We start from the raw sequence: 24,586 nt of genomic DNA, 5'->3' as shown, positions 1-24,586 counted from the left end.
ACTTCGAAGGAGTCCGACGTCAGCGAGGCCAGAGATCTGGAGAGGCAGGTGACCGTGCGCGCTGCTCCCTCCCCAGAGGAGATTCGCAGGCAGAACCTGGCCGCGCTGCTCCGGCACGTGCATCGGGACGGCGCGGCCTCGCGTGCCACGCTCGCCGAGCGAATGGGGCTGAACCGCAGCACCATTCTGGCCTTGACCGCCGACCTGGCCGCTGCCGGCCTGGTGCGTGAGGAACTGCCTGGTCAGACCGGCAAGGCGGGCCGTCCGTCGCTGGTGGTGCGGGCCGAGTCGGAGCGCGTCTACGTCGTCGCGCTCGACGTCGGCGCCGACCGGCTCGCTGCGGCCAGGGTCGGACTCGGCGGCCTGGTGCTCGATCAGATCGAAACCGCAAGGCCCATGGGAACTTTCGATCCCGAGGACGTGATAAGCGCGCTGGCCTCGATGGCGCGCGGGATGATCGGCAAGGCCGCCGATGCCGTGTGCGTCGGTGTCGGCGTCGCGTTCTGCGGGATGGTCCGCGAGGAGGACGGCGTCGTCCGCTACGGGCCCAATATCGGCTGGGTCGATGTGCCGTTCGGCGCCAGCCTGACTCAGGAACTCGACCTCGGCCTACGGGTAGCGGTCGGCAACAACGCCAACCTCGGCGCGCTCGCCGAACGCGAACGCGGTGTCGGTGTCGGCCTGTCCGACCTGATCTACCTGCACGGCGACGTCGGCATCGGCGGCGGCATCATCATGGGCGGCCAGTTGCTCGGCGGCGAGGGCGGCTACGCGGGCGAGGTCGGCCACATGATCGTCAACCGGGACGGCCGACCGTGCGCGTGCGGATCGCGCGGATGCCTGGAAGCCGAGGCGGGCGAGCTCGGCCTGATCGCCGCGGCAGGCCGCACCGACCGGGCGGGCCGAGCCGCGGTGGAAGCCATCGTCGAGGCCGCCGCGCGCGGCGACGCCACTGCGCGGGACGCGCTGCACAATGTCGGCGATTGGCTCGGTTACGGCGTCGCCAACCTGGTCAACATCTTCAACCCGTCGATGGTCGTCTTCGGCGGCGTGCTGCGCGACATCTACCTGGCCTCGGCGGCGCAGGTGCGCAGCAGGGTCGCGGTCGACGGCCTGCAGGCGGTCCGCGAGCGGGTCAGGCTGCGCACCTCGACCCTCGGTGGCGACGCGACTCTGATCGGCGCGGCCGAGCTGGCCTTCGCCGACGTGCTGACCGATCCGCTGCAGACGCTGGCCAGGATCTCCGCCGGGCTTTCGTGACCTACCGCACGTGAAACCGCGTGTGGGCCAACCCTCGTCGACGGTGAGCTTCCCGCTGATCACCTAACCCGACTACTATGCGCACAGCACCGTTCGGGTGATCGAGCACACCACACCCGGGGTGCTTGGCCGGTCTGCGGTAGTTCGAGCGTGAGCAATAAGGGGTTGTGATGGAGAGGCCGGCGTGGGCGCCCGAAGGCGTGGATACCGAGCAGGCGAGCCCGGCGCGGATGTACGACGCGTTGCTCGGTGGCTCGCACAATTTCGAGATCGACCGCAAGGCAGCGGAAATGGGCAAGATGCTGGTGCCCGATCTGCCCCGGTTGGCGCTGAGTAACCGGGCGTTCCTGCGCAGGGCGGTGCGCTTCCTCGCCGAGTCCGGTATCCGTCAGTTCCTCGATATCGGGTCGGGGATTCCGACGGCGGGAAACGTGCACGAGGTGGTCCAGGCCATCGATCCGGAGATCCGGGTGCTGTACGCCGACATCGATCCGGTGGCGGTGGCGCATTCGCGGGCGATCCTGCAAGGCAACATCAACGCGGGCGCCATCGAGGCCGATCTGCGCAAGCCCGCTGAACTGCGGGCGAAGGCGGCCGCGACCGGACTGATCGACTTCGATCAACCGGTTGGCCTCTTGCTCGTCGCGGTGCTGCATCTGCTCGCCGACAGCGACGAGCCCGTCGCGAAGGTGGCGGATCTGCGCGCGGCCGTGCAACCGGGCAGCTATGTCGCCATCTCGCACCTGACGTCGGAGCTGCGTCCGGAAGATGCGAATAAATTGGGTGATAATGCGACCAAACAGGATCGAATTGGCATCCATTTCCGTAATCGGGACGGAATCGTCGCTATGTTCGATGGATGGGAGCTGGTCGAGCCCGGCGTAGTCGAGTTGCCGGTCTGGCGCCCGGAGTCCGAGCGGGATCTGCACGAGGCACCGGGCCGTTCGCTCGGTCTGGCCGGGGTCGGCCGAAAGGTCTGAAGCGCGAACACGAGCCAGCAGGGGGTCCCTGAGTGGGGTCGCATGAGCTAGCGGTGCGGTGGGCCGACGCGCTCGACGGCGCGGTGGCCCCCACCCTCACGCGGACCCAGATCGAGGCCATGCTCGCCGACCTCGGCGCGGCGCTGATGAACGTGGTGCGCGGCAGCACCGACCTCGCGGTGGCGCGCGACGCTGCGACCGTGCTGGTAGCGGCCAACTATCGGGACGCGGTGGCGGTCAGCCGTTCGGTGGTGGTGATCTGCCGAGACCTGGTGGACGAACTCTGTCCGACCAGGGAAGGCCCGGAATACGAGCGCATCCGCGACCGTGCGGTGCTCGCCGCAGCCGAATTCGCGGCAGGCTTCACCGCCGCGTTGCGGATGGCGGCGCTGGCCGAACAGGAAGCGACGCTGGTGGCTTCGCTGGCGGCGGCGCAAGAGGCCGAGGCCAGGCGGCAGTTATCGGAGGCCAGGTTCGCGGCGGTCTTCGCGGGCGCGTCGGTGGGCATCGGCACCATCGACGTGGCGGGCAACGTGCTCGACGCGAACGCGGCGATGGCCGAAATGCTCGGTCTGCCAGTCGAAGTCATGCCCGGCCGGTCGGTCGCCGAGCTGATCGGCCAGGCGAATATCGGGTACGCGTTCGAGGAGCTGCAGCGGATGCTGGCCGGCGAGTCCGATCGCTTCCGGCTGGAGACCGAGCATCTGCGCCCGGACGGCACCACCACCACGATCGACCTCTCGATGTCGTCGGTGCGCGACAGCGCCGGGCAGATCGCCTTCCTGATCGGGGTCGCCGTCGACGTGACCGAGCGCAAGCAGCTGGCCGACCGGCTGTGGCACGACGCCAACCACGACAGCCTCACCGGCCTGCCCAATCGCGGCCTGTTCTTCGATCGGCTGGCGAACGCGGTGCCGCCGATCGGCGTGTGCTACCTCGATCTCGATGGCTTCAAGGAGATCAACGACGTGTGGGGGCACACGGTCGGCGACCGGGTGCTCCGCGTGGTCGGTCAGCGGCTGCAGTCCGCGGTCGAAACGGTCGACGGGCTCGTCGCGCGTCTCGGCGGTGACGAATTCATCGTGCTGATCGAAAAGTGCCCGTGTGCAGGCAAATTGACCGAGATCTCCGACTGGTTGGCCAGGGCGCTCACCGAGCCGATGGAAGTCGAGCATCACCTGGTGAGCGTGGCGGCCAGCATCGGAACGGTCTTCCTCGACGAGGTCCCGACCGCGCCGGATCAGCTCATGCATGCCGCCGACACCGCGATGTACCGAAACAAGGCGACGGGCACCAGGTTTCGCCAGCGGTAGTCGGCTCAGCGGGCGGCTAGCGCGCGCAGTAGATGCTCGGTCAAGCGGTCGAGATAGCCGGGTTCGGTCGTGGCGTGCCGGACGTTCAACCGCCAGAACATCGGCGCGGCAATCAGATCCAGCGCCAGCTCGATATCGGTGTCGGCGGGGAGTTCGCCGCGCTCGATGGCACGGTGCAGCATTCGGGTGCCGAGCGCGCGCCGTGGCGCGCCGATGGTGGCCCGGACCGCTTCTGCCAGTACCGGATTGCGGCCTGCCTCGGCCGTGAGATCCGGCAGGATCGTGGACATCCTCGGGTGGGTGAACCAGGCGTGCGTTGCCCGCAAACTCGCCGTGAGATCGGTGCGCAGTGTGCCGGTGTCCTCGACATCGGCGAGTTCGACGCTGAACTCGGACAGCACCGCGATCACCATGTCCTGTTTGGACGGCCAGCGCCGGTACAGCGCGCTCTTGCCGACGCCGGCCCGTTTGGCGATCGCCTCCATCGACAGCCGGACGTATCCGTGCTCGGCGAGCTCGTCCATGACTGCCTCGGCGACGGCGGCGGTGATGCGTGGTTGCAGGACCGCGGCGCCGGTGGGCGCGCGGCGGGGCTTCTCGACCATGGGCGAAGTATACGGGTGGACGGGACGGTGCCGTCCCGTCTATCTTTGAACGGGACGGTACCGTATCGTCCAAATGGAATGGGAGGGCTCATGCCCGAATCGGTAAGCACCCCGAGTGCCGTGGTCCACGAGGCACTCCGGCTCCTGCTGGCCAAGGACATGGCAGGCTTCGCGGGGTTGTGGGCAGAGCAGGGGAGCATCGAATTCCCGTTCGCGCCGCCCGGCTATCCGACCGAGGTGATCGGGCGCGCGGCGATCGCCGACTACTTGCGCGGCTACCCCGAGATGGCCGATATCCAGTCGATCGACCCGCCGACGGTGCATGTCACCGCCGACCCCGACATCGTTGTCGTCGAGTTCTCGGTGGACGGCGTCGCGGTGCGGACCGGGCGGCCATATCGGCTGCGCTACATCGCGGTGATCACCGTGCGGGCTGGCGAGATCGCGCACTATCGCGACTATTGGAGCCCGCTTGCCGCGGCCGAGGCGCTCGGCGGCGCGGAGGGCTTGGCGGACTTCGGCGCGTCGGTGGTGCGTGGATGAGGATCCTGGTCACCGGAGGTACCGGAACGACAGGCAGCCGAGTGGCGGCCCAGCTGCGCGCCGAAGCTGCCGAGGTGCGCGTCGCTAGTCGAAAGCCGCACGGCCCCGGACAGATTCGTTTCGAATGGACCGAGCCGAATACGCATGCGGCCGCGCTGGCAGGCATGGACGGCTGCTATCTGGTCCCGCCGATCGGGGCGATCGACCCGGCTCCGCTCGTTGCGCCGTTCCTGGCCGCAGCGGTGCGTGCCGGTGTGCGTCGAGTGGTGCTGCTCGGTTCGTCTGCGATCACCGCCGAGACGCCGGGGGTCGGCGAGCTGTACGGGCTCGTGCGCGAGGCGGTGCCGGAATGGGCTGTGCTGCGGCCGTCTTGGTTCATGCAGAACTTCACCGGCGCACATCCGGTGGCGGCCGGTATCCGGGCGGCGGGGGAGATCGTCACCGCGACCGGATCCGGCCGGGTCGCCTTCGTCGACGCGGACGACATCGCCGCCGTCGCGGTGCGCGCCCTGCTGGATCCGGCGCCGCACAACGCCGAGCACGTGCTCACCGGACCCGAGGCGTTGAGCTACTCGACGGCCGCGGCCGTCGTCGCCGAGGTCACCGGCCGCGCGGTACGGCATCGCAGCGTGGGCCGCATCGAATTCACCGCGCTGGTCAACGAATCCGGCGTGCCCGCCGAGTTCGCCGCGATGCTCGCCACTCTCGACGACGACATCCGGCAGGGCGCCGAAGATCGGGTCACCACCGTGGTGCCCGACGTGACCGGCCGGGCTGCCCGGTCGTTCCGCGAGCACGTCGTGCGGCATCGAGCTGCACTGATCACCGAAGCGGTTCGGCCGCAGGGGAGTTCACTGCGCTGAGCGGGTGTCGTCGATCTCCGCCAAGCTGTTCGGCACGAAGAACGGTGGCGTGCTGTGTCCGGAAACCCGGTAGCGGCCCCAGAAGTCGAGTTCGCCGATCACCGCGGATGCTGTGCCGAAAGGGGTGCTGACCTCCGCGATGGCCGTGTCGCCCACGGCGGCCGCGAGCTCCCGGTTCGGCTGAATTCGCCCGTACCAGCGATAGATTCCGTCGATGCCCTGGAAATGGCCACGCAGCGTGAGCTCGACCGGGACCTCGGCGCCGTCGATGGTGATGATCGCCTGGCCCTGGTAGTCGTGGTCGTCGGCGGGGTCGGACATGGTCGGGTCCTACTGATCGAAGGCGATGTCGACGTGGTCGGTGAGCGGCACGGCCTGGCAGGCCAGGGTGAGTCCGAGGGCGAGATCGGCGTCGACCAGGGTGTCGTTGCGCAGCATGCGGACCTCGCCGGACCGGACGGTGCAGGCGCAGGCGCTGCACGCGCCCTCGCGGCAGGAGTAGGGGGCGTCGTGGCCACCGGCAAGCAGCACATCGAGCAGCGGTGTGTGCCTCGGCCAGCGCAGCTCCAGGCGGCGGCCGTCGAGATCCACCGTTGCGGTAGCCGGGGTTTCGGAGTCGTCCTGAGCGATCACGATGTCGGCGAACGGATCGCCGGTCAGTGACTGGTAGATCTCGGTGTGCACGTGGCGTTCGGCCATGCCTGCGGCGACCATGGCTGAGCGCGCCGTGTGCATGAATACCGTTGGGCCGCAGAGGAATGCATCGAAGCCGGTGTAGGGCCACAGTCGTTCGGTCATCGCTTCGGCGGTGGGTAGGCCCATGGTCGACTCCAGCCAGTGGTCGACGATGAGCCGGTCCGGGTACTCGGCCATCATGTCCGCGAGTTCGGTGCCGAAGATGACGGAGGACGCGTCGCGGTTGGCATAGAACAGGTAGACGGCGCCGGTGCCCGCGATCAAGGCGGACTTGATGATCGAGATGACCGGGGTGATGCCGCTGCCCGCGGCGATCATGAGCAGGTCGGCGTCGAGCGATTTGGGCGTGAAGACGCCCGACGGTGACAGGATGGTCAGTCGCAGACCGGGAACGGCGTTGTCGCACAACCAGTTCGAGGCATAGCCGCCCGCGGTGCGCTTGACCGTGATGATCAGGTCGTCGTCCAGATGCGGTGAGCTCGACAGCGAATAGCAGCGGGCCACCGCGCCGGTCCGGTCGCTCGGGATGCGCAGCGTGAGGAATTGCCCAGGGCGATGGCGGAATCGGGGGACGAGCAGGTCGGGCACCTCGAAGACCAGCGAGACGGCGTCGGTCGTCTCGCGGATCACCTCGACGATCTGCAGCTCGTGCACGTGGGTGTTCGCCGTCGCGGCGGGCAGCGTCGCGGCGGTGTCCGGCTCGGTCATGATCAAGCCGTCCGAGACAGTTCGGCCATGACGTCATCGGGCAGTGCCCTGGCCAGCCGCAGGATGCGGGTGCTCACGGCGCCGCGGACCATGCCGACCTCATAGGCATAGCGCAGCAACACCTCGCCGGCGAACTTGGCGTTGTCCCGGTAGTTCGGGTTCAGCAGCGCGACGGCAAGACCATGCAGCGGGTGGATGCCGACCGAGCGGTAGACCCGTGGGGTCACCACGGCGGGTTGGATGCCGAACACCATGACCGCGAACGCGAGTCGATGCGCCGCGTTGACCACCTTGCCGCGCTTGGCGATCTGGCGCACCAGCTCCTCGCGCGCATAGGTGATGTGCCTGGCCTCCTCCAGCACGTGAATCTTGTTGAGCTGACGCATATGTGGCTGAATCTGCGGGTCGTCCATGTTCTCCCGCTGCAATCGGTCCAGCGTCTCCTCGACCAGCAGCAGGCCCGCCATGATGGCAGGACCCATCGGCACGAGGCCGACCAGCCGCACCGCCTTGAACGCGGCCTTGGGGATGAACGGCTGATACGCGGGGAGGCCGGACTTGTTGATCAGCCTGCTGAACATCGTGGAATGCCTGGTCTCCTCGCCGACTTCGGCCAGCGCGTAGCGACTGTGGTCGTCGCCGGGGTTCTGATATTCGATCACCTGGCGCAGCAGGAAGGTGGACAGCGCCGTCTCGGCGAGGATGCCGAAGCTCAGCGCGCTGACCGCCTCGTGCATGCCTAGGGTGCGGCGCTGCTCGTCGGTCAGCCTGTCCCACAGGTAGGTTCCGTAGAGGGTCTGGCGATGGTCGAGCATCCAGCGCTTGTCCGGATCCAGCGGGGCATCCCAATTGATGTCCACCTCACCGTCATAGGCGCGATCGGCGGCCGAACGCAGCAGGCGCTGTGCGGTCTTCTGCCGGTCGCCGACGTTCTTGGCGCGAGTTGTCGACATTCCTGCCGTGCTGACCGTGTGCCTGGCGGGTGTGGTCATCGGTGCCTCCTCGGAGTGGAACCGGGCCAGACGCGACCCAGCCGGAGAATGGTGGTGGTCAGCGGGCCGTCGAACAGTCCGGCGGCAATGCCTTGGCGGACAAAGGATTCGGTCATTGCACCGGCCGCCTCGGTGTAGTGGCCGCTCACGTATGCGGTGGGTAGTGCGTGCCTGGGGCTGACCCCGGCCGCGCGATAGGGGCGCGCGGCGATGATCGTGGGATACAGCGCGACGGTGGCGAGCGCCGCCCACAGGGCCGCCAGTCGGTTGGATATCGTTCCGTGCTCGTCGATTTCGGCGAGCAGTTGATCGTGAGCGTAGGCCAGGTTGCGCCGGGCGCCTGCGCGGTGGATCTTCATCAGCTGGCGCACGTGGGGCTGGACCTGCGGGTCGTCGGCGATCGTGGCCGCGATGTCGTGGATGGCCTGCTGGATCAGCAGGGTCACCGCCGGGGTAGCCGTGTTCCTCGGCGTCAGCAACACCAGCCGCGAAACTGCCTGCGCGAGTAGCGGCCGTCGGTATGGGGCGAGACCGCTCTTGTGCACCATCCTGCCGAACATGGCCATCGTGCGGCTGTCCGCGTGGATGGCGGCGAGCGCGGCGCGCGTCTCGTCGTCGGCAGGGCCGGAGGCCTCGATGATGTCGCGGAACAGCAGCATGGACCGGGCGGCATCGGCGTAGATGGCCAGCGTGAGCAGGTTCGCGAGTTCGTGTTTGGCGAGGGTGGCGCGCTGTTCGGTGCCCATCCGGTGCCACAGCCAGGTGCCGTGAATGGTGCTGAGCTGGTCGGGCAGCCAGTGCTTTTCGGGATCGATCGGGGCTGACCAGTCGATGTCCAGGTCGCCGTCGTAGGTCTCGGCGGCGGCGTCGAGCAGCAGCCGTCGTGCGCTGAGCGCACGGTCGGCGACGGTGCGCCTGCGCCGCACCGGTGCGCCCGAAGTGGTTGTTGGCGAATGGAATTCGATCGGGTCGGGGCTCGGCGTTCCCATCGTGATCGGGCTCTCTTCCGGGTCGCGCACGCACGTCGCCGGTGTCGATCCGCCACGGCGCACGATCGCGAAAGGTGTATCCGGTACCGCTGGTACCGACACCTTGAGTCTGGAACCGCGGATCAGTATTGTCAAGATTGTCTGAGACACGGTTTCGTCAGCGCGGGAAAGAGGACGCCATGACCGAGCGAGGTGGCAGTAGCCCGCACGACGGCGCCGACTACTACGGCACGGCGACCCTCGTCGTGCGTGGCGTGGAAGTGCCGGTGCGCGTGGAACTCCGGGGCTATCCGGAGCCGACGGATGGCGTGTACCGGTGGGTCGGCCGGGTCGAGGCCGACGCCACGCTCACCGAGGTGCTCGGGGACGAGCAGCGCACGCCGTGCGTGGTCCGGACCGAAACGGCGGCAAGGCCCGCGGTCGTCGGCGACCGCGACCTCTGGAACCGGTACCGGATCATGGGCAAGAGCACGCCGCCGTACCCGGTGCACTGAACGTGGTGGATGGTGATCTGTCGGTGGGTGCTGGCACTGTAGGCGCATGACTGAAAACATCTGGCCGATAGTCGAACTCAGGCAGTACACGCTGCATCCCGGCACCCGCGATGTGCTGATCGAGCTCTTCGATCGGGAGCTCGTCGAAACGCAGGAAGCCGTCGGCATGCGCATCGTCGCGCAGTTCCGGGACGAGAGTGATCCGGATCGGTTCGTGTGGATGCGTGCGTTCCCCGACTTCGGCACCAGGGGCGACGCGCTGACCGCGTTCTACATAGACGGCGAGGTGTGGCGCACGCACGCACCCGCGGCGCGAGCCACCATGGTCGACACCGACAACGCGTTGCTGCTGCAACCCGCCTCGGCGGACTCGGGTTTCGTGGTGTCGGGCGAGCGGCCCGGCCATGACGCGACAGAGCTGCCGGAATCTCGCGTGCTGGCAACGATTTACCACATCGACCCGCCGACCGCGGAGTTCGCGGAGTTCTTCGACAGCAGGGTCCGGCCGCTGTTCGAGCGGACCGGTGCGGCGCCGATCGGTTGCTACGTCACCGATCCGTCGCCGAATACCTTTACGCCGTTGCCGGTCCGGGCGGAGACGGTGTTCGTCTGCTTCGCGCTCTTCGAGAACGCGGCGCAGCGCAGGGCGCACCTCGATCGTCTCGCTGCCGATTCGACGTGGACCGAGCAGGTGCTGCCTGAGCTGTCGAAGCGGCTGTCGGCCCCGACCGAGCAGCTACTGCTGGCGCCGACCGCGCGGTCCATGTTGCGCTGATCCGCACGCCTGTCGACATGCCCAGCGAAATTGTGCATTAGTGAAGGAACTGTCCGACCCGCCAGTGCTCGTGTTTCCGGTCTGTTAGAACTCAGACGACTGAGACAGTGCGTCTCCGACGCGCTGTCTCGACCCGCAGACACGCCGAGAGTGGTTGGTCAGATGAAGAATTCGTCGATGTCGATGATCGGTGCCGTTGTCCTCGGCGCACTGTGCGTCGCGCCGTTGCGCGCCGACGCCCAAACCGGCTCGGCGGGGCCCGAGGTGTTCACCGTGACGACCACCGCCGACGCGCCTGCCACGAACCCCTTCGAGGGTCGCTGCCGCACCGAAGCAGGCGAGTGCACACTGCGCGCTGCCGTCCAAGCCGCGAATGTCCGGCCCGGCAGCACCATTCGGGTGCCGGCGGGCCGCTACGAACTGACCATCCCGCCGAACTTCTGGAATACCAACGGCCCCTTGATCGATGCCGCCACCGGCGACCTCGACGTCAACACCGACACCACCATCGAGGGCGCAGGCCAGGACCTGACCGTCATCGACGCGGGCCACCGCGATCGGGTCATGCTGACCACGGCGCGGGTCGCGCTGTCCGGGATGACGATCACCGGCGGCAACGCGAGCCAGCACGAGATCCCGCTGTTCGAAACCGGCGGCGGCGGAATCGCCAACTCCGGCAAGCTGATCCTCGATCACGTCACGGTCACCGGGAACGCCGCGGACTACGGCGGCGGCATCTTCAACATCCCGGTCGCCGACATGAAGGCGACCGACAGCATCATCACCGCCAACGCCGCGGGCGAAGCCGGGGGCGTGCGCTGCGACAACACCTGCACCTTCACCCGCACCGAAATCACCGATAACGTCGTCGTCAACCCACGCGTCAAGTGGTACCGGTTCGGCGGATTCGCCGGTCGCGGTGGCGGACTCGACATCCGCGGCGTCGGCGAGGTGGTTCTCATCGACAGCAGCGTGCTCCGCAACCGCGCCGACGAGGGTGGCGGCGGCATCAATATCGCCCCCGCCTACCTCGACACGCTGCCGTATCAGTTCACCGATGTCTTCAATCCCGGCATGGCCCATCTGATTCTGCGTGGCACCACCATCGCGCAGAACACCGCGGGCCTCGGCGAACAGAACTGCAAAAAGGTGTTCGCCAACATCCTGTCCACCGGCGGCAACCTCAGCAACGACCACTCGTGTGACCTGACCGCCACCGGCGACGAGGTCCGCCCCGACGCGGGCATGCGGTGAAATGCCCACAACCAGAAGGAATTACGCATGGGATCGTTCAACGTCGGCGATTGGATGACCGGTCTCGGCCAGGCTTTCGCGTGGGTGATGTCGATGCTGGTCTCCGGCGCCACCGCCGGATCCTCCTGACCAAAGGTGATGAAGACCTACGATGTCTACCGCCGGAACTGTTGTCCCGGTTAGGAAATAGCGTCGCGGAGTTTCGCCGCGAAGGCGTCCACCCGCCGCTGCTGCTGTGCGGCAGCCGATTTCGCGTGATGGACCTCGATGCTCAAACGGCCGTCGAAGGTGCTGAGGATGCAGGCGCCGCCGCCCGGCGGAGTCGGCTGCGGCACATCGGGGTTCGGGGTGGCGACAAGGGTGGAGCGGAAGTCGGTGAACCGCAAATCCTTTGGGCTGCGCAGTTCCGGTACCCGGCCCCAGTTGGTCACGATGACCATGCCGGGAGCCGGGGCGGGCGCACCTGCCGCCATCATGTCCGGAATGTGCAGCGGCGTCTGGTGCACGGCGCCCGTCTCCAGACCGACCCGCAGCGACTCGCAGATGCTGCGGGCCATATCGAGCAGCTCGACGGGGCCGGTGGGGATGTAGGTGGCGAATCCGAGCAGGTTGGTGCCGTCGGTCTTGCCGACCTGCGGGGTGACGCGGGTACGCAGATCGACCGGGTAGGTGTAGACGATGTCGGTCAACGGCAGACCGCGGAGCTCGGCCTCGCTGAGCACGACCGCGGCGGAGACCAGGCCGTTGATCGTGACGCCCTCGCGATGCCCGAGGTCGACCAGTGCCGCCGTCTCGGCCTCGGAGAAGCGGCACCGTGAGCTGGACGGCGCCTGCTGCCAATCGTCCTCGTCGGCGGTCGGCGCCGGCGCCACTGGTTCGGTGGCCTCCGCAGCGGGCGGTGGCGCGTCCGGAACCGGAAGCGCGATCTTCTCGATGCCGCGTTCCGCGAGCAGTTCCTCGACGGGGAACGGGTACGGGCGCACCTCCCGCTCCAGCGAAAGGCCCCGCACCGCATCGGTGTAGCAGGACCACAGCTCGGCCAGCACCGCCAAGGAGTGGTAGCCGTCCGCGATGCTGTGATGGGTAAGCAAGGTCACACTCGTGCGGTCGCCGTCGCGGACAACGCACACCGCGCTCAGCGCGGTGCCCTGATCGAATTTCTGGTCGCCGACCAGCCGATCGGGATCACCGTCGACGACCACGATGTCCGGTGTGATGCCGGTCGAGGAGACGATGGCATGACCACCGTGTGCCGACGGTTCGAGGCGTGCGGCCAGCACCGGATATGCACGCAGAACAGCCTCGTAGGCCGCCGACAATGCCCCGAGATCGAGGCGCCCCGACACCCCGACGGCATACCCGACGTAGACGCCGATCATCGCGAACATCTGCTCGCTCGGCGCGAGCGGGCGGACAACAGTGGACGTGGTCATAGAGCTCCCCTTCATCTGTGACGAGTTGCGTGCCAGGCACGATCAAAGTGCCGCACGCACGCCGGAGCAAACGGTTTTCCGGCCGGGAACCACCCTCCTGGAGCGGCGTTTCACCGCCGTCTCAGACCGGTTTCGTGTTCAGGGAGTGAGGATCACCGGGAGGGAAGTCAGGCCGTGGGAGCGCCACGACTCGCGATAGACCAGATCGGCTTCGGGAATCGCCAGCCGGGCCTTGGGAAACCGGACGAACAGTTCGGGAACGACCGCATCGATGATCAGGTTCGTGACCTGGGCACCGAGGCAGTAGTGCGGTCCGCGCCCGAACATGAGACTCCGCCTGCCGTTCCGGGCTGGATCCGAGTCGGCTCCAATCAGTGAAAGCAGGACGGTGTCACCCTGTGGAATGGTCACGTCGCCGAAGGTCAGGTCGGCGACCGCGAACCTGCGAATGGAAAACGGGCTAGGAGCAACTCGCTCCATGAGCTCACTACGGTGGGCCTGCCACGCGGCGACCGTCGCGGGGGCGTCGTCGGAGCAGAGCAGCGTCGCAATCATGCTTGCGGTGATGAGTACGGCGTTTTCCAAGCCTGCCAGCATCATCAGAAAAGCCAGAGATACCAGCTCGTCTTCGGTGAGCGCGTCGTCATCGTCTCTCGCCCGGATCCAGCCGCTGATCAGATCTTCGCCTGGGGTCGCGCGTTTCGAGGCGATCAAGGCGACGAAGGTGTCGGTAAGCCAGCCGACAGCCTCGGCCAGTCGCCGCCCGGATTCTTTCGACGTGCTGTCGAACGTGAACATCGCAGTGGCGGCGTCGAACATGTCGGGGTAGAGATCGGCGGGTACGCCGAGCAATTCCCCGATCGTGAGCGCGGGCACTGGAACGCAAAGTCTTTCGAGCAAATCGACTGTTGCACTGCCGTTTTCAAGCAAACCTGTGAACAGTGGATCAGTGATGCGCCCGACCGCAGCGCGCAGATTGTCCGGCCGATCGATGGGAAAACGCAGGCAGGGCAAGCTTTCTGATCCGACCGTGCTCGTTGCCGTCCATATTCAACAGATTCCGGTCCAGCGCGGGTGGCAGGGCGAATCCGGTGTACTTGCCGCCAGAGGTTCGTTTGTCCACGCTCAACCTGGGATCGGCAAGCAACGCGGCCACCTCGTCGTACCCGGCGAATATCCAAACAGGATGTCCCCCAGGAAGTTCCGCTCTCCGCACCGCCCCGCGCATCCGCGCATGCTCAGCCCACCGCGTACTCGCCGACGTGCCGATCACCGTTGTCTCCACCATCACCCGAACCCTCGCTGCCGACTCGAGCACAGGATATGCGTCGTCGCACCATCCGATCGGACGGGGTTACGCGGCCCCGACCTCTCGGGCCGCGTCCAAGTGCGACGCGAGCACCCGCACCCGCAGTCGCTGTTGCGCCGTGGTCTCCTCGGGATGATGGATCTCGATGCTCAACTGATCGTCGAACGTGCTGATGATGATGGTGCCGCTCGGCTGCTGCAGCCGATGCCCGGCCTTGTCCGGCTTGGCGAGCATCACGGAGCGAAAGTCGTTGATGCGCAAGTTGTCCGGCATCCGTGGCGGGCTGATCCTGCCCCAGTTCGTCGCGAGCACGATGCCGGGGGCGCGCGGCGGCGGGGTGGACGCGATATCGGGGATGTGCAGTGGTGACTGCTGCACGGCTCCGGTGGCGAGGCCGGCCTGCAGCGCGTCGCTGATGCCGCGGGCCAGCCCGATCAGTGTGGAGCCCGCGCCGTGGCTGGGCACGAAGTCGGCGAACCCGAGGATGTTCGTCCCTTCGGTGCTGCCGATCACGGGGGTGACCCGGTTGCGCAGGTCGACGGAGTAGGTGTAGCTGAGTTCGGTCAGCGGTAGCTCGCGCAGTTCGGCCTCGGTGAGCAGGATCGCGGCCGACGCGAGGCCGTTGATCGTTGTGCCTTCGCGGTGCGCGAGGTCGGCCAGCGCGGCGGTTTCCGGTTTCGTCAGTCTGCATCGTGCCGTCAGCGGCAGGAGGTAGGCCGAGTCGGTCACTGCGGGCGGGACGGCGGTGAGTGGTTCGGCGACCGCGAACGGTCGCACAATGGTCGGCACGCCGATGGCCTTTTCGACACCTCGGGAAACCAGCAGGTCTTCGACCGCGGCCGGATATCCGTGCAGCGCCGGATTCGGCGAACGTCCCTGGCAGATGTCGGTGTAGCAGGACCATAGCTCGGCGAGCACGGCCAGCGAATGGCACGCGTCGGCGATGCTGTGGTGGGTCACCAGCGTCACGCCGGCGTGTTCGCCGTTGCGGACCACGCACAATGCGGCGAGTGCGGTGCGCTGGTCCAAGTCGGCCCCGGCCAGCAACTGTTCAGGATCGCCGTCGACGACGGTGATTTCCGGCGGGGCGCCGGGCGCGCCGACCAGGATGTGGCCGCGTCCGGCTGGCTCCAGACGGGCCGCGAGCACCGGGTAGGCCCGGAGGACGGCGTCGAATGCCGCCGCCAACGCGCCTAGGTTCAACCGGCCGGACAGCCGCACCGAATAGCCGACGAGAACTTCGCTACCCGCGAAGATCTCCTCGCTCGGTGCCAACGGCCGGATGACGGTAGCCGTGGTCATGTCGATCCCTCCACATGAGACTGCCCATCGAGGCTAGCTCGAACAACCGGGCACACCACAGTCTTTCGGGATCTTCACCTCTGTGATGTATCGCGCCTACCGAACAGGCTGTTTCCGGTTGTGGCCACAACGAGACCATCGTCGACGATCAGCCACTGGCCGCAGACACATCGCAGGTAGCGGACGGTGCCGTGCGCGGAGACGACTGTCGGTGCAGGCCAGGCGCAGGAGGGGCAATTCACGCTCATGAGCCCAAGCCTGGTGTAATGGCTTTATGCATTTCAACCCTTACGGCGGCGCGGCGGCGGAACTGGCTGCTCGGCTGGTCAACGCCGATCGGGACGCGGATCTCGTGGCGCTGCTCGCGGCCTCGGATTACAAACCTCTCGGCCCGGTATCCGCCGCGCAAACTGTGGAGCTGCGGCGCTGGATCCGAAAACTCGACGCGATGTTCGACAACCCGACGGTCGATCAGCTCAACGCGTTGCTCGCGAAAACCACGAGCAGGCCATACATTTCGGTACACGACGGACGTAACCCACACCTGCACTTCGCAGATGAAAGTGCACCTGTACATGAACGCGTCAAGGCCTACACCGCTGTTGGACTCGCTACGTTGTTCTGCGAAGACCCGAATCGCATCGGCCGCTGCGCCAGGGACGGGTGCGAGGACGTCTTCATCGACACCTCCCGCAACGGCCGACGTCGCTTCTGCTCGACGCGCTGCTCGAACCGGGTGCACGTGGCCGAGCACCGCTCCCGCCGCGTGAGCTGAGCGCTCAGTACGCCTTCGCTGCTGCCACCACACGCCCGGATTCGATTGCGGCAAGCAAGGTTTCGTAGTCGGCGGCGGTCTGGTCGGCATACGCGATCGCGAAGTCGGCCATCGCGCGGTCGAAAGTGTCGCTGCTGCCGAGGTACGCCGCGATAGCTACGCGGTCGCCAGAGCGGGCGTGTGCGCGGGCCAGCGTGTGCCCGCAGAGCGCGGCATAGTCGCGGAGATAGGAGCGCGACATTTCCTCGATGACCGCGCTGCCCTTCATGTCCCGCAGTTGACGGCAGTAGTAGTGCCGGTCGTCCGGGCCCGTCGACCAGCCGAGAAAGATATCGCTGGTGGCCTGCATCAGCCGCTGTCCGTGCACCACCCGATGGCCCTGATTGCGGAACCTGCTCGCCGCGGTGTGTGGCGCGAGTACCGACTGCTCGGCCTCCTTGATCTGCAAGAACAGTGGGCTCCGGCTGGGCCGCCCGGCAAGCAGGGCGATGAAGCAGCGGGTGCCGACGCTGCCGACGCCGACCACCTTCACCGCCAGGTCGAGCAGCTCGTACCGGTCGATCAGGACTCGGCGCTCTTCGGGGAGCGTCCGACGGTAGTCGGCGAACACCTGTTGGATCACCTTCTCGTCGATCTGCTCGATCGGGATCAGCAGCGGCGGGCGGTGTTTGATGCGCGGGACACCCTCGGCATTCGGTTCGGTCAGCTTTTCGAGGGCCTGGAGGTTGGTCCGGGTGCGCGCGTCTGCCACTGTTTGCTCGACGCCCTTGCGGCGCTTGGGTTTCTGGGCCACCGCGACCAACTCATCGGCGTCCACCTTCTCGTACCAGACGTCGAGCTCGCCGAGTCCGGCCAGCCGGTTCATCGCCTGCCGATAGGCTGCGGCGGCGGCGCCGACGGCCGCTTCGGCGTCGGTGTCGGCGAACCCGTTGGACCGTGCGGCGACCGCGATGCTGGCCGCCAGCCGTTTGACGTCCCATTCGAACGGGCCGGGCAGCGTCTCGTCGAAATCGTTGAGATCGAAAACCAGCGCCCGCTCCGGCGAGGCGAACAGGCCGAAGTTCGACAGGTGCGCGTCGCCGCACAATTGGACGGTGAGGCCGCTGTTGGGCGAGGCGGCGAGGTCGGCCGCCATGATCGCGGGCGCACCGCGCAGAAACGGAAATTGTCCCGCCGCCATTCTGGCGTAGCGAATCGGGACGAGTTCGGGGACTCTGGTCGCGGCTTGGCGTTCGAGAACGGCGATCGGATCGCCACGATCGGTGGGCGGCTCCCAGACGCCGAGTGTTCGTCGGCCGACCCGTTTCCTGGCACGCCGCCCTATTTCGGCCGAGCCTGGTTCCGCGATCGCCAAGGTGTCCGCCATCGTGCCAGTGTGGCACTTTCGAGCAATTGATGAGCAAATTCCTCGGTGTTTCGGGCCTTGACCGGGCCATCCGATGGCCGGAACGACACCACGACATCGCCTTCGGCGATTGACGTCCGAACGGTTGCGCATCGGCCGAGGGTGATCAACAGTGGTGTGCAACGAACCCTGAGCGACGGGAGGGCCGGCATGGACCACGCTGACGTGGTTGTGGTCGGTGCCGGATATGCGGGGCTGTGCGCGGCGCGCGCCTTGCGGGCGGCGGGCCGTGCGGTCATCGTGCTGGAGGCGAGCGGGCGCGTCGGCGGCCGGGTGCTGTCCGATCGGCTCGCCGGTGATTGGGCCATCGATCTAGGTGCGCAATGGATCTCGGGCGGCCACACCGAGTTCGCCGCGCTGGCGGCGGCGTACGGCGCCGACACCTATGCCTCGCCGTCCGTCGGCGCGAATCTCCTGGTCGAGGGCGCGGTCCGGCGGCCGTTCAGCGGGGCGACGCCGCCGCTGTCGCCGCTCGTGCTGCTGGTGCTCGGGCAGGCCATGTGGCGGATCGAGCGGATGGCCGCGCGGATCGATCCGGCGCGCCCGTGGGCGTCGCCTGGCGCCGACCGGCTCGATGCGATGACCGCGGCGACGTGGTTGCGCCGCAATCTGCCTGAGCGCAGGTCGCGGCACCTGGCCGAGGTGATGATCGGTGAGGAGTTGTGCGTCGACGTCGGCAGTGTCTCGATGCTCGCGCTGCTTGCCACCATCCGGTCCGCAGGCGGTGTCGAGGCGGGCGTGACGGCGGAAACGGTGACCCGGCTGTTCGTCGACGGTGCCGACGGACCGGCGAACGCGATGGCGGCCGAGTTGAGCGATGCGCTGCGGCTCGATTCCGCCGTGACGGCGATTCGCGAAGCGGCGCAGGGACTTTCGGTGGCGGGTTCGTTCGGCAGGGTTCAGGCCGGGCACGTGATCGTCGCGGTGCCGCCCACGTTGGCGGGGCGTATCTGCTACGACCCGCCGGTGCCCGCCGCCCGCGACCATCTGACCCAGCGGATGCCGATGGGTTCGGTGCTGAAGGCCTTCGCTGTGTACGAGCGACCCTTCTGGCGCGACGACAAGCTCACCGGCCAGGCGTTGAATCTCTACGACCCGGTCCCGGTCACCTTCGATGCCACCCGTCCAGGCGGTCCGGGGTGCCTCGGGGTCCTCGTGCCAGGCCGTGCGGCTCATCGCCTGGCCGCGTTGCCCGCCGCGGAGCGTAGAACCATGATCGTCGGTTCGCTCGTCCGAGCGTTCGGGCATGTGGCCCGCAATCCGATCGACTGGCGCGAGAAGGTGTGGGCCGACGATCCCTACACCAGGGGTGGTTACGGCGCCTTCTTCCCGCCGGGGGTGCTGACCAGCATCGGGTCGGCGCTGCGGCAGCCGATCGGCGCGATCCACTGGGCGGGCAGCGAGACCGCAACGGAGTGGTCGGGGTACATCGAGGGTGCGATCCGGTCCGGTCACCGGGCCGCCGAGGAAGTCATCGCGGCACAGCAGGCCGCCACCGTTGCCTAGCTAATCGATGTGGCGGTCGTGGCGTCGGTCACTTTCCGCCGCTGACCGGAGAATGACGCAGCAAACAGTTCTGCGGTCCATCGCCCATGCAGACATAAGAGATATAGGCATCCACGGTGTGGGTTCATGGCCCTGACCGGCCAACTTCACTATCTGGGCATTTGTCCAAATGAATTGCTGAATCCTAGACCGGTTGCTGGGTCGAGTACAGAGGCATTGACGCTTCATTTATGCGCTACACCGTGTCTGAAGAAAAAACTGCCATTCGACCTGGCGAAATGACCAATAGTGATCTCCGTTATGTTGACTGCCATTCTGCTTGGCGCGAACCATAGACCCCATGGCACATCTAGCAAACGTTCAGCAAAGGGTGCGGCTCACGTCGAGTCGTGCCCTCACGGCCGTGCTGCTGATGCTGTGCACAGTGCTGGCAGGCGGGCTGCTTGTCGGACCAGGCAACGCTGCCGCGGACCCCGACCTTTCCGGGTGCACGACCGATACCTCTGTTACCAATCAACTAACGCTCACATGTGAACCCGGCGCTGGCGAAGGCGCACACGCCTTCATCCGCTGCCGCGACATTCTCGGCATGGCCCACACCCACATCGGCCCGACCATCGGTCGCGATGGCGGCGGTTCGACCGCGGTGTGTGCGCTGGCCGAAAACGGTCCGGTCTAGATCCGGACGGGGAAGAACCCCCGGCATGCCTTCCGCGCCGAGAGCCTTCACACCCCAGCAGGGCCAAGCGCGCGTCCTAACCAGAACGTCCTACCGGGCGGGTGTATGGAGAGGCTTGAGCTAATGCGCGTAGACACGAAGGAACGAACCAGAGAAACCAAGGCGGCAGGCCGCCATCGCAAAGAGGTTGTCCGCAATCGTCGCGGCTTGTACGCCGCAGCCACCTTCGCCTCGATGGCGACCGCCATGATCGGTGCAGGCAACGCCTCCGCCGACTTCGAACTTCCGGCACCGCCCAGCGACCTGAACGGCCTGCTGTCCGGCGCGGGCGACGTGGCAGGGCAGCTGCTCGATCCGGCGCAGCAGGACGCGATCGACGGCGCACTCGACAACGCCGCTGGCGCGGCCAACCAGTACACGCCCTTCGGCGACCAGGTGAACTCGGCGATCGACACCTTCCGTGGTGTCGGCGCACCGCCCGCCCCGTGGTTCGGCGGGCAGGGCGGACCGGCCGTGACGAACGCGGTGGGCCAGGCTGCCCCCGCGCCGCTCGCCGACCTCGCGGCGAACGTCGCGCAGATCAACGGCTCCGGCATCCAGCTCGACAAGCTGGCCACCTGGGCGGACACCACGTTCCCCGACGGTCCGCTGCGTGGTCCGGTCAACGACCTGCTGAACTTCGTCGAGCAGGCCACCCAGCTCGCAGGCACGCGCCGCGACGCGGGCGCACCGGCCATCGACGACCTCATCGATCAGGCGCGCACGCTGTTCGGTTTCCCCAAGGACGGACCGGACCCGGTCAAGGCGCTGCGTGACATGCTCACCGAACCCGCTGCCGGACACCAGGATTCGGTGGCACAGCTGCCGCCTGGCCTGCTCGCGCTCGCGGCGCCGGTGGTCGGCCTGTTCGCGCCGCAGCTCGCGGGCAACGCCGGGGCGCTCGCGTTCCTCGCGCCGCTGCTCGCCCTCGCGTCGAACCCGGCCGCTGCGATCGGCGCGGTCTTCACCCAGATCCGGGAATCGGTGCGGGCGATGATCTCCGACGCCCGCCACCCCACCGCGATCGGCCTGCTCGCCATTCCGGTGGTCGCGGTGCTCGCGGTGGTGCCGCTGCTGTTCGTCGGCGGGCTCGGCGTTGCGGCGGTGCTCGCGCTCGGCGCGGTGGTGCTCGGCGCAATCCTGTTCGCGCCCTTGGTGCTCGGCGCGCTCGTGCTCGGCGGGCTGGTGCTCGCGGTGCTGGCGATCCCGGTGCTGATCGTGCTCGCGCTGATCGCAATTCCGGTGCTGCTCATCGCGATTCCGGTCGTGCTGATCGCGCTCGCGGTGCTGGCGCCGGTCGTCGTCATCGGCCTGATCGCCGCGATCGCGGTGGCCGCCGTCGGTGGCATCGCCCTTGCCGTCGCGGTGCTGGCCGGTGGGTTGGTGCTCGGCGTCGTCGGATTCGTCGTGCTGACCGTTGCGGCCCTGCTTGCCACGGTGTTCGTGCCGTTCCTCGGCCTGATCGTCGCGCCGGTGCTCTTCACCGGTGCGCTGGCCTTCGGCGTTGTCGCGTTGATCGCTACTGCCGCTGCGTTCTTCGGCGTGCTCGGTGTCGCCGGACTGGTCACCGCCGGGCTGATCGTCGGCGCCGGGCTGCTGTCGCTGCTCACTCCGCTCGGGCTCGTCCTGGTGCCGATTGTGCTCGCGCTCGCGGTTGTTGCCGCCGTGCTGTTCGGTGCGGTCGGCCTTGCGGGTGGCGTGATCCTCGCGGTGGTCGCCCTCGCCGGGCTCCTCGTGCTCTCGGTCGTCTCCGGCGTTGCCGTGATCGCACTGTTCGCGCTGGCGTTGGTGGCCACCGCGATTCAGCTCGTGGCCGCCGCCGTGTTCTGGGGCGGACTTGCCGCGGGCGCCATCGTCTTCGCCGCCTTTGCCGCGGTCGGTGTCGCCCTCGCGGTGGTCGGCGGGCTGCTCGCTACCGCGGCGCTGGTGATCGGCATTCCGATCCTTGGCCCGCTGTTGGCGCCGCTGCTGTTCATCGGCCTGGTCGCGATTCCGGTGGCGCTGGGTCTGACGGTCCTGTTCGGCGGTTTCGCGTTGGCCGCGTTCTCGGTGTTCGCCCTTACCGGCACGGTCCTGCTCGCCATCGCGGGCCTGGTCGGCGCGGCGCTGGTCGCCTCGCTGTTCCTGATGGTCACCATGCCGTACGCGATTCCGCTGATTCTGGTTGGCGCCCTTGCCTTCTCGATCATCGCGGGAGCCGCGCTGACGGTGGTCGCCGCGGCGTTCGTGGTGGTCACCTGGCTCGGCGGCGGCGCCATCGTGCTCGGCCTGCTCGCGCTCGGCCTTGCCGCCGTCGCCACCGTGTTCGCGGGCGGGCTGGTGATCTCCGCGCTGTCGTTCGTGATGCTCGCGCTCGCCGCGCTGGCGCTGATCGTGATCAACCCGCCGCTCGCGCTCATCGCGCTGCCGCTGATCTTCGGTGGGCTGCTGCTGAGTGTGCTCGGCACCATCGGCGTTGTCGCCGTGGTGAGCACGCTGCTCGCCGGCTTCGTCGGGGCGATCGGCCTCGGCCTGGTGGCCGCGTGGGTGTTCTTCGGGGTGCTGGCGCTCGGTGTCTTCGTCGCCGTGTCCGCGGTGTTCCCGCCGTTGCTGTTGGTCACCGTGCCGCTCGCGGCGGCGGCCTTCGGGATCATGGCGGTGCTCGCGCTGGCGACCATCGGGGTCGGCGGCCTCGGCCTCGGCGCGATCGTGCTCGCCGGCTGGGTGATCGCCGCCGCGCTCGCGCTGGTCGCGGTGGTCGCGACGGCGGCGGTGGCCGTGGTCGGGTTCGTGCTGGCCGCGGTGCTGACACTGCCGTTCCTGGTCTTCGGGCCGTTCGCGGTGGTGGTCTCGACCGCGCTCTCGCCGGTCATCGCGCTGGCGTTGCTCGCGGTGTGGTCGCCGGTGCTGGTGGCCGGTCTGGTGATCGCGGCACTCGGCATCGGCGTCAGCCTGTTCGGTCTGTTCGGCTTGCCCGCGCTCGCGGCGGTGATCGGCGTTGCGCTTGCCGTGGTCACCGGTGCGCTCGCGGTGACGCTGTTCGCCGCAAGCCTGTTGCTCGACTTCGCGACTCTCGGCCTGGTCGCGGTGGTGCTCGCGCCGCTGGTCGCCTTGGCCGGACTCGGTGCGCTGACCTTGCTCGCATTGCCGGTGCTCGCGCTGCTGGCACTGCCGGTGCTCGCGCTGGCCGGGCTCGGTGCGCTCGCCCTGGTGGCGCTGCCGGTGCTGGCCGTCGCCGCCGTGGTCGCGGTGCCGGTGCTCGCACTCGGTGCGCTCGCACTCGCCGTGCTCGCGCTGCCGGTGCTTGCGCTGCTCGCTCTCGTCGCGGTGCCGCTGCTGGCGTTGGCCGGGCTGGGTGCGCTCGCCGTCCTCGCCGCACCGGTGGTGGCCGTCGGCGCGGTGATCCTGCTCGGTGCGCTGGCGATCGGCATTCCGGTGGCGTTCCTGGCGATCGTGCCGCTGCTGCTCCTCGCCGCCGTCGGTGCGCTTGCGCTGCTTGCGCTTCCGGTGCTGCTGATCGGCGGGGCGTTGACCGCGGCGATCGGTGTTCCGTTGGCGGTGCTCGGTGCGCTCGCGTTGCTTGCACTGCCGGTGGTGCTGATCGGCGGTGCCATGGCCGGGCTCGCCGCTCTGATCGGTGTGCCGTTGGCCGCCGTGGGTGCGCTTGCCCTGCTTGCCCTTCCGGTCTTGGTGATCGGCGGCATCGCGGCGGCGGCGGTCGGTGTACTCGCCCTCGGCGCACTCGCGGTGCTCGCGCTGCCGGTGCTGGTCGTCGGCGCGCTCGCCCTTGCGGCGGTGGGGCTCCCGGTCCTGCTGATCGGTGGCGGACTTGCCTTGGCGGCCGCGGCGTTCGTCGCGGTGAAGCTGCTGATCTGCCTGCCGCTGACGCTGGGTGCGCTTGCGCTGCTTGCCCTTCCGGTCTTGCTGGTGGGCGGTGCGCTTGCGCTCGCTGCACTCGCCGTGGCCGGCCTCGTCGGTGGTGCGCTGGCACTGGGTGCGTTGGCCGTCGGCGCCCTAGCCACGGTGGGTGCGCTTGCGCTGCTTGCCCTTCCGGTGCTGCTTGCCGGCGGTGCGTTGGCCGCGCTGGTCGGTCTGCCGCTGGCGGCGCTCGGCCTGTTCGCGCTGATCGAGATCCCGAAGCTGCTGCTCGGTGGTGCCATTGCCGCCGCGGCCGCAGCGGCGCTGGCCGCGGTGCTCGCCGTCGTCCTGCCCGCGCTCGCCGTCGCGCTGCCGTTCGCCGCGGTCGGTGCGATCGCGCTGGCCGTCTTGCCACTGGTCGCACTCGCCGCACTGATCGGCACACCGCTCGCCGCGGTGGGCGCGGCCGCACTCGCGGCACTCGCCCTCGCGATCGCGGTGCTGCTGACCCCCGGCGCTCGCGTCGGCATCATCTCCGGCATTCGCGCCGCGCTGGATCGCAACGGTCCGCTCGGTGGCGTCGGCGGCGGCGCCGCGACGACCGGAACGCAGTTCCTCGACGACATTCCCGACGATCCGAGCCTCGAGCAGCTGGCCGCGTCACTGCAGCAACTGCTCGCCCCGCTGCCGAGCCAGCAGGCGTCCGCCCCGCAGCCGGTCGCGTACTCGGAGTTGCCCTACACCGGAAAGGGGGCCACCGACGCGGTGACGCACGACCGAACACCGCAGCTGGTCAGCGTTTCCTTTGACCACTGAGCTCTGACGAATC

21 protein-coding genes are annotated in these 24,586 nt (G+C 68.1%); 12 read left to right on the top strand and 9 right to left on the bottom strand.

Features of this window, described 5'->3' with window-relative positions; all coding sequences use genetic code 11:
• Positions 1-48: 48 nt before the first annotated feature.
• From ACGFNJ_RS15295 to ACGFNJ_RS15285, 3 genes are all read left to right on the top strand, one after another.
• Entirely contained in the window at positions 49-1,260 is a 1,212-nt protein-coding gene (locus ACGFNJ_RS15295) for an ROK family protein (RefSeq protein ID WP_393447581.1), read from the top strand.
• Positions 1,261-1,430: 170 nt separating this feature from the next.
• Positions 1,431-2,240 carry an SAM-dependent methyltransferase gene (locus tag ACGFNJ_RS15290; RefSeq protein ID WP_393447579.1) on the top strand — a complete coding sequence of 270 codons (810 nt, stop codon included), beginning with the start codon at positions 1,431-1,433 and terminating at the stop codon, positions 2,238-2,240.
• Positions 2,241-2,293: 53 nt separating this feature from the next.
• Positions 2,294-3,553, top strand: a complete 1,260-nt coding sequence (locus ACGFNJ_RS15285; RefSeq protein ID WP_393447577.1) for a diguanylate cyclase domain-containing protein — start codon at positions 2,294-2,296, stop codon at positions 3,551-3,553.
• A 5-nt stretch (positions 3,554-3,558) separates the two neighbouring features.
• Here ACGFNJ_RS15285 and ACGFNJ_RS15280 read toward each other — a convergent pair whose 3' ends face one another.
• Complete coding sequence (locus ACGFNJ_RS15280) at positions 3,559-4,158, bottom strand: TetR/AcrR family transcriptional regulator (protein WP_393447575.1); 600 nt, start codon at positions 4,156-4,158, stop codon at positions 3,559-3,561.
• A gap of 90 nt (positions 4,159-4,248) precedes the next feature.
• On the opposite strand from ACGFNJ_RS15280, the gene ACGFNJ_RS15275 reads away from it, so the two are divergent.
• Positions 4,249-4,701 carry a nuclear transport factor 2 family protein gene (locus ACGFNJ_RS15275; RefSeq protein ID WP_393447573.1) on the top strand — a complete coding sequence of 151 codons (453 nt, stop codon included), beginning with the start codon at positions 4,249-4,251 and terminating at the stop codon, positions 4,699-4,701.
• Positions 4,698-5,564: an NmrA family NAD(P)-binding protein gene (locus ACGFNJ_RS15270; RefSeq protein ID WP_393447571.1), complete on the top strand. Its 867-nt coding sequence runs from the start codon at positions 4,698-4,700 to the stop codon at positions 5,562-5,564. The genes ACGFNJ_RS15275 and ACGFNJ_RS15270 overlap by 4 nt, the downstream gene beginning before the upstream one ends.
• Here ACGFNJ_RS15270 and ACGFNJ_RS15265 read toward each other — a convergent pair.
• Genes ACGFNJ_RS15265 through ACGFNJ_RS15250 form a run of 4 tightly spaced genes read right to left on the bottom strand, consistent with a single transcriptional unit; the run spans position 5,553 to position 8,979 of the window.
• Positions 5,553-5,885 carry a DUF4873 domain-containing protein gene (locus tag ACGFNJ_RS15265; protein WP_393447569.1) on the bottom strand — a complete coding sequence of 111 codons (333 nt, stop codon included), beginning with the start codon at positions 5,883-5,885 and terminating at the stop codon, positions 5,553-5,555. The two genes, ACGFNJ_RS15270 and ACGFNJ_RS15265, sit on opposite strands and share 12 nt — an antisense overlap.
• Positions 5,886-5,894: 9 nt before the next feature.
• The gene (locus ACGFNJ_RS15260; RefSeq protein WP_393447567.1) at positions 5,895-6,968 is read right to left on the bottom strand and encodes a 2Fe-2S iron-sulfur cluster-binding protein; all 1,074 of its coding nucleotides are present in this window, start codon (positions 6,966-6,968) and stop codon (positions 5,895-5,897) included.
• A gap of 2 nt (positions 6,969-6,970) precedes the next feature.
• Entirely contained in the window at positions 6,971-7,960 is a 990-nt protein-coding gene (locus ACGFNJ_RS15255) for a diiron oxygenase (RefSeq protein ID WP_393447565.1), read from the bottom strand.
• A complete protein-coding gene (locus tag ACGFNJ_RS15250; RefSeq protein WP_393447563.1) occupies positions 7,957-8,979 on the bottom strand; it encodes a diiron oxygenase in 1,023 nt (340 codons plus the stop codon). Before ACGFNJ_RS15250 ends, ACGFNJ_RS15255 begins: the two co-directional genes overlap by 4 nt.
• A gap of 149 nt (positions 8,980-9,128) precedes the next feature.
• Between ACGFNJ_RS15250 and ACGFNJ_RS15245 the strand changes: the two genes are divergently transcribed.
• The 3 genes from ACGFNJ_RS15245 to ACGFNJ_RS15235 all read left to right on the top strand — a co-directional run bounded on the left by ACGFNJ_RS15245 (position 9,129) and on the right by ACGFNJ_RS15235 (position 11,472).
• Positions 9,129-9,443 carry a DUF4873 domain-containing protein gene (locus ACGFNJ_RS15245; protein WP_393447561.1) on the top strand — a complete coding sequence of 105 codons (315 nt, stop codon included), beginning with the start codon at positions 9,129-9,131 and terminating at the stop codon, positions 9,441-9,443.
• Between the two features lie 46 nt (positions 9,444-9,489).
• Complete coding sequence (locus ACGFNJ_RS15240) at positions 9,490-10,218, top strand: NIPSNAP family protein (protein WP_393447559.1); 729 nt, start codon at positions 9,490-9,492, stop codon at positions 10,216-10,218.
• A 162-nt stretch (positions 10,219-10,380) separates the two neighbouring features.
• Positions 10,381-11,472 (top strand): CSLREA domain-containing protein, encoded by a 1,092-nt coding sequence (locus ACGFNJ_RS15235; RefSeq protein ID WP_393447557.1) that lies wholly within the window; start codon positions 10,381-10,383, stop codon positions 11,470-11,472.
• A gap of 179 nt (positions 11,473-11,651) precedes the next feature.
• On the opposite strand, the gene ACGFNJ_RS15230 is transcribed toward ACGFNJ_RS15235, so the two are convergent.
• From ACGFNJ_RS15230 to ACGFNJ_RS15220, 3 genes are all read right to left on the bottom strand, one after another.
• The gene (locus ACGFNJ_RS15230; protein WP_393447555.1) at positions 11,652-12,905 is read right to left on the bottom strand and encodes a hypothetical protein; all 1,254 of its coding nucleotides are present in this window, start codon (positions 12,903-12,905) and stop codon (positions 11,652-11,654) included.
• A gap of 138 nt (positions 12,906-13,043) precedes the next feature.
• Positions 13,044-13,919: a cytochrome P450 gene (locus ACGFNJ_RS15225; protein WP_393447553.1), complete on the bottom strand. Its 876-nt coding sequence runs from the start codon at positions 13,917-13,919 to the stop codon at positions 13,044-13,046.
• A gap of 340 nt (positions 13,920-14,259) precedes the next feature.
• Positions 14,260-15,516 (bottom strand): hypothetical protein, encoded by a 1,257-nt coding sequence (locus tag ACGFNJ_RS15220; protein ID WP_393447551.1) that lies wholly within the window; start codon positions 15,514-15,516, stop codon positions 14,260-14,262.
• Positions 15,517-15,790: 274 nt separating this feature from the next.
• Here ACGFNJ_RS15220 and ACGFNJ_RS15215 point away from each other — a divergent pair, with 274 nt between their 5' ends.
• Complete coding sequence (locus ACGFNJ_RS15215) at positions 15,791-16,291, top strand: CGNR zinc finger domain-containing protein (protein ID WP_393447549.1); 501 nt, start codon at positions 15,791-15,793, stop codon at positions 16,289-16,291.
• A gap of 4 nt (positions 16,292-16,295) precedes the next feature.
• Here ACGFNJ_RS15215 and ACGFNJ_RS15210 read toward each other — a convergent pair whose 3' ends face one another.
• Positions 16,296-17,657: a DUF2252 domain-containing protein gene (locus tag ACGFNJ_RS15210; protein ID WP_393447547.1), complete on the bottom strand. Its 1,362-nt coding sequence runs from the start codon at positions 17,655-17,657 to the stop codon at positions 16,296-16,298.
• A 189-nt stretch (positions 17,658-17,846) separates the two neighbouring features.
• Here ACGFNJ_RS15210 and ACGFNJ_RS15205 point away from each other — a divergent pair, with 189 nt between their 5' ends.
• The 3 genes from ACGFNJ_RS15205 to ACGFNJ_RS15195 all read left to right on the top strand — a co-directional run bounded on the left by ACGFNJ_RS15205 (position 17,847) and on the right by ACGFNJ_RS15195 (position 24,573).
• Entirely contained in the window at positions 17,847-19,202 is a 1,356-nt protein-coding gene (locus ACGFNJ_RS15205) for a flavin monoamine oxidase family protein (RefSeq protein WP_393447545.1), read from the top strand.
• Positions 19,203-19,542: 340 nt separating this feature from the next.
• Positions 19,543-19,881, top strand: a complete 339-nt coding sequence (locus ACGFNJ_RS15200; protein WP_393447543.1) for a hypothetical protein — start codon at positions 19,543-19,545, stop codon at positions 19,879-19,881.
• Positions 19,882-20,004: 123 nt separating this feature from the next.
• Positions 20,005-24,573: a hypothetical protein gene (locus tag ACGFNJ_RS15195; RefSeq protein ID WP_393447541.1), complete on the top strand. Its 4,569-nt coding sequence runs from the start codon at positions 20,005-20,007 to the stop codon at positions 24,571-24,573.
• The last annotated feature ends 13 nt before the right edge of the window (positions 24,574-24,586 follow it).

It is taken from the genome of Nocardia sp. NPDC049149, from assembly GCF_043197455.1.
GTDB lineage: Bacteria > Actinomycetota > Actinomycetes > Mycobacteriales > Mycobacteriaceae > Nocardia.
Note: the sequence above shows the minus strand (reverse complement) of the source record. Positions and strands in the feature narration are given on the sequence as shown.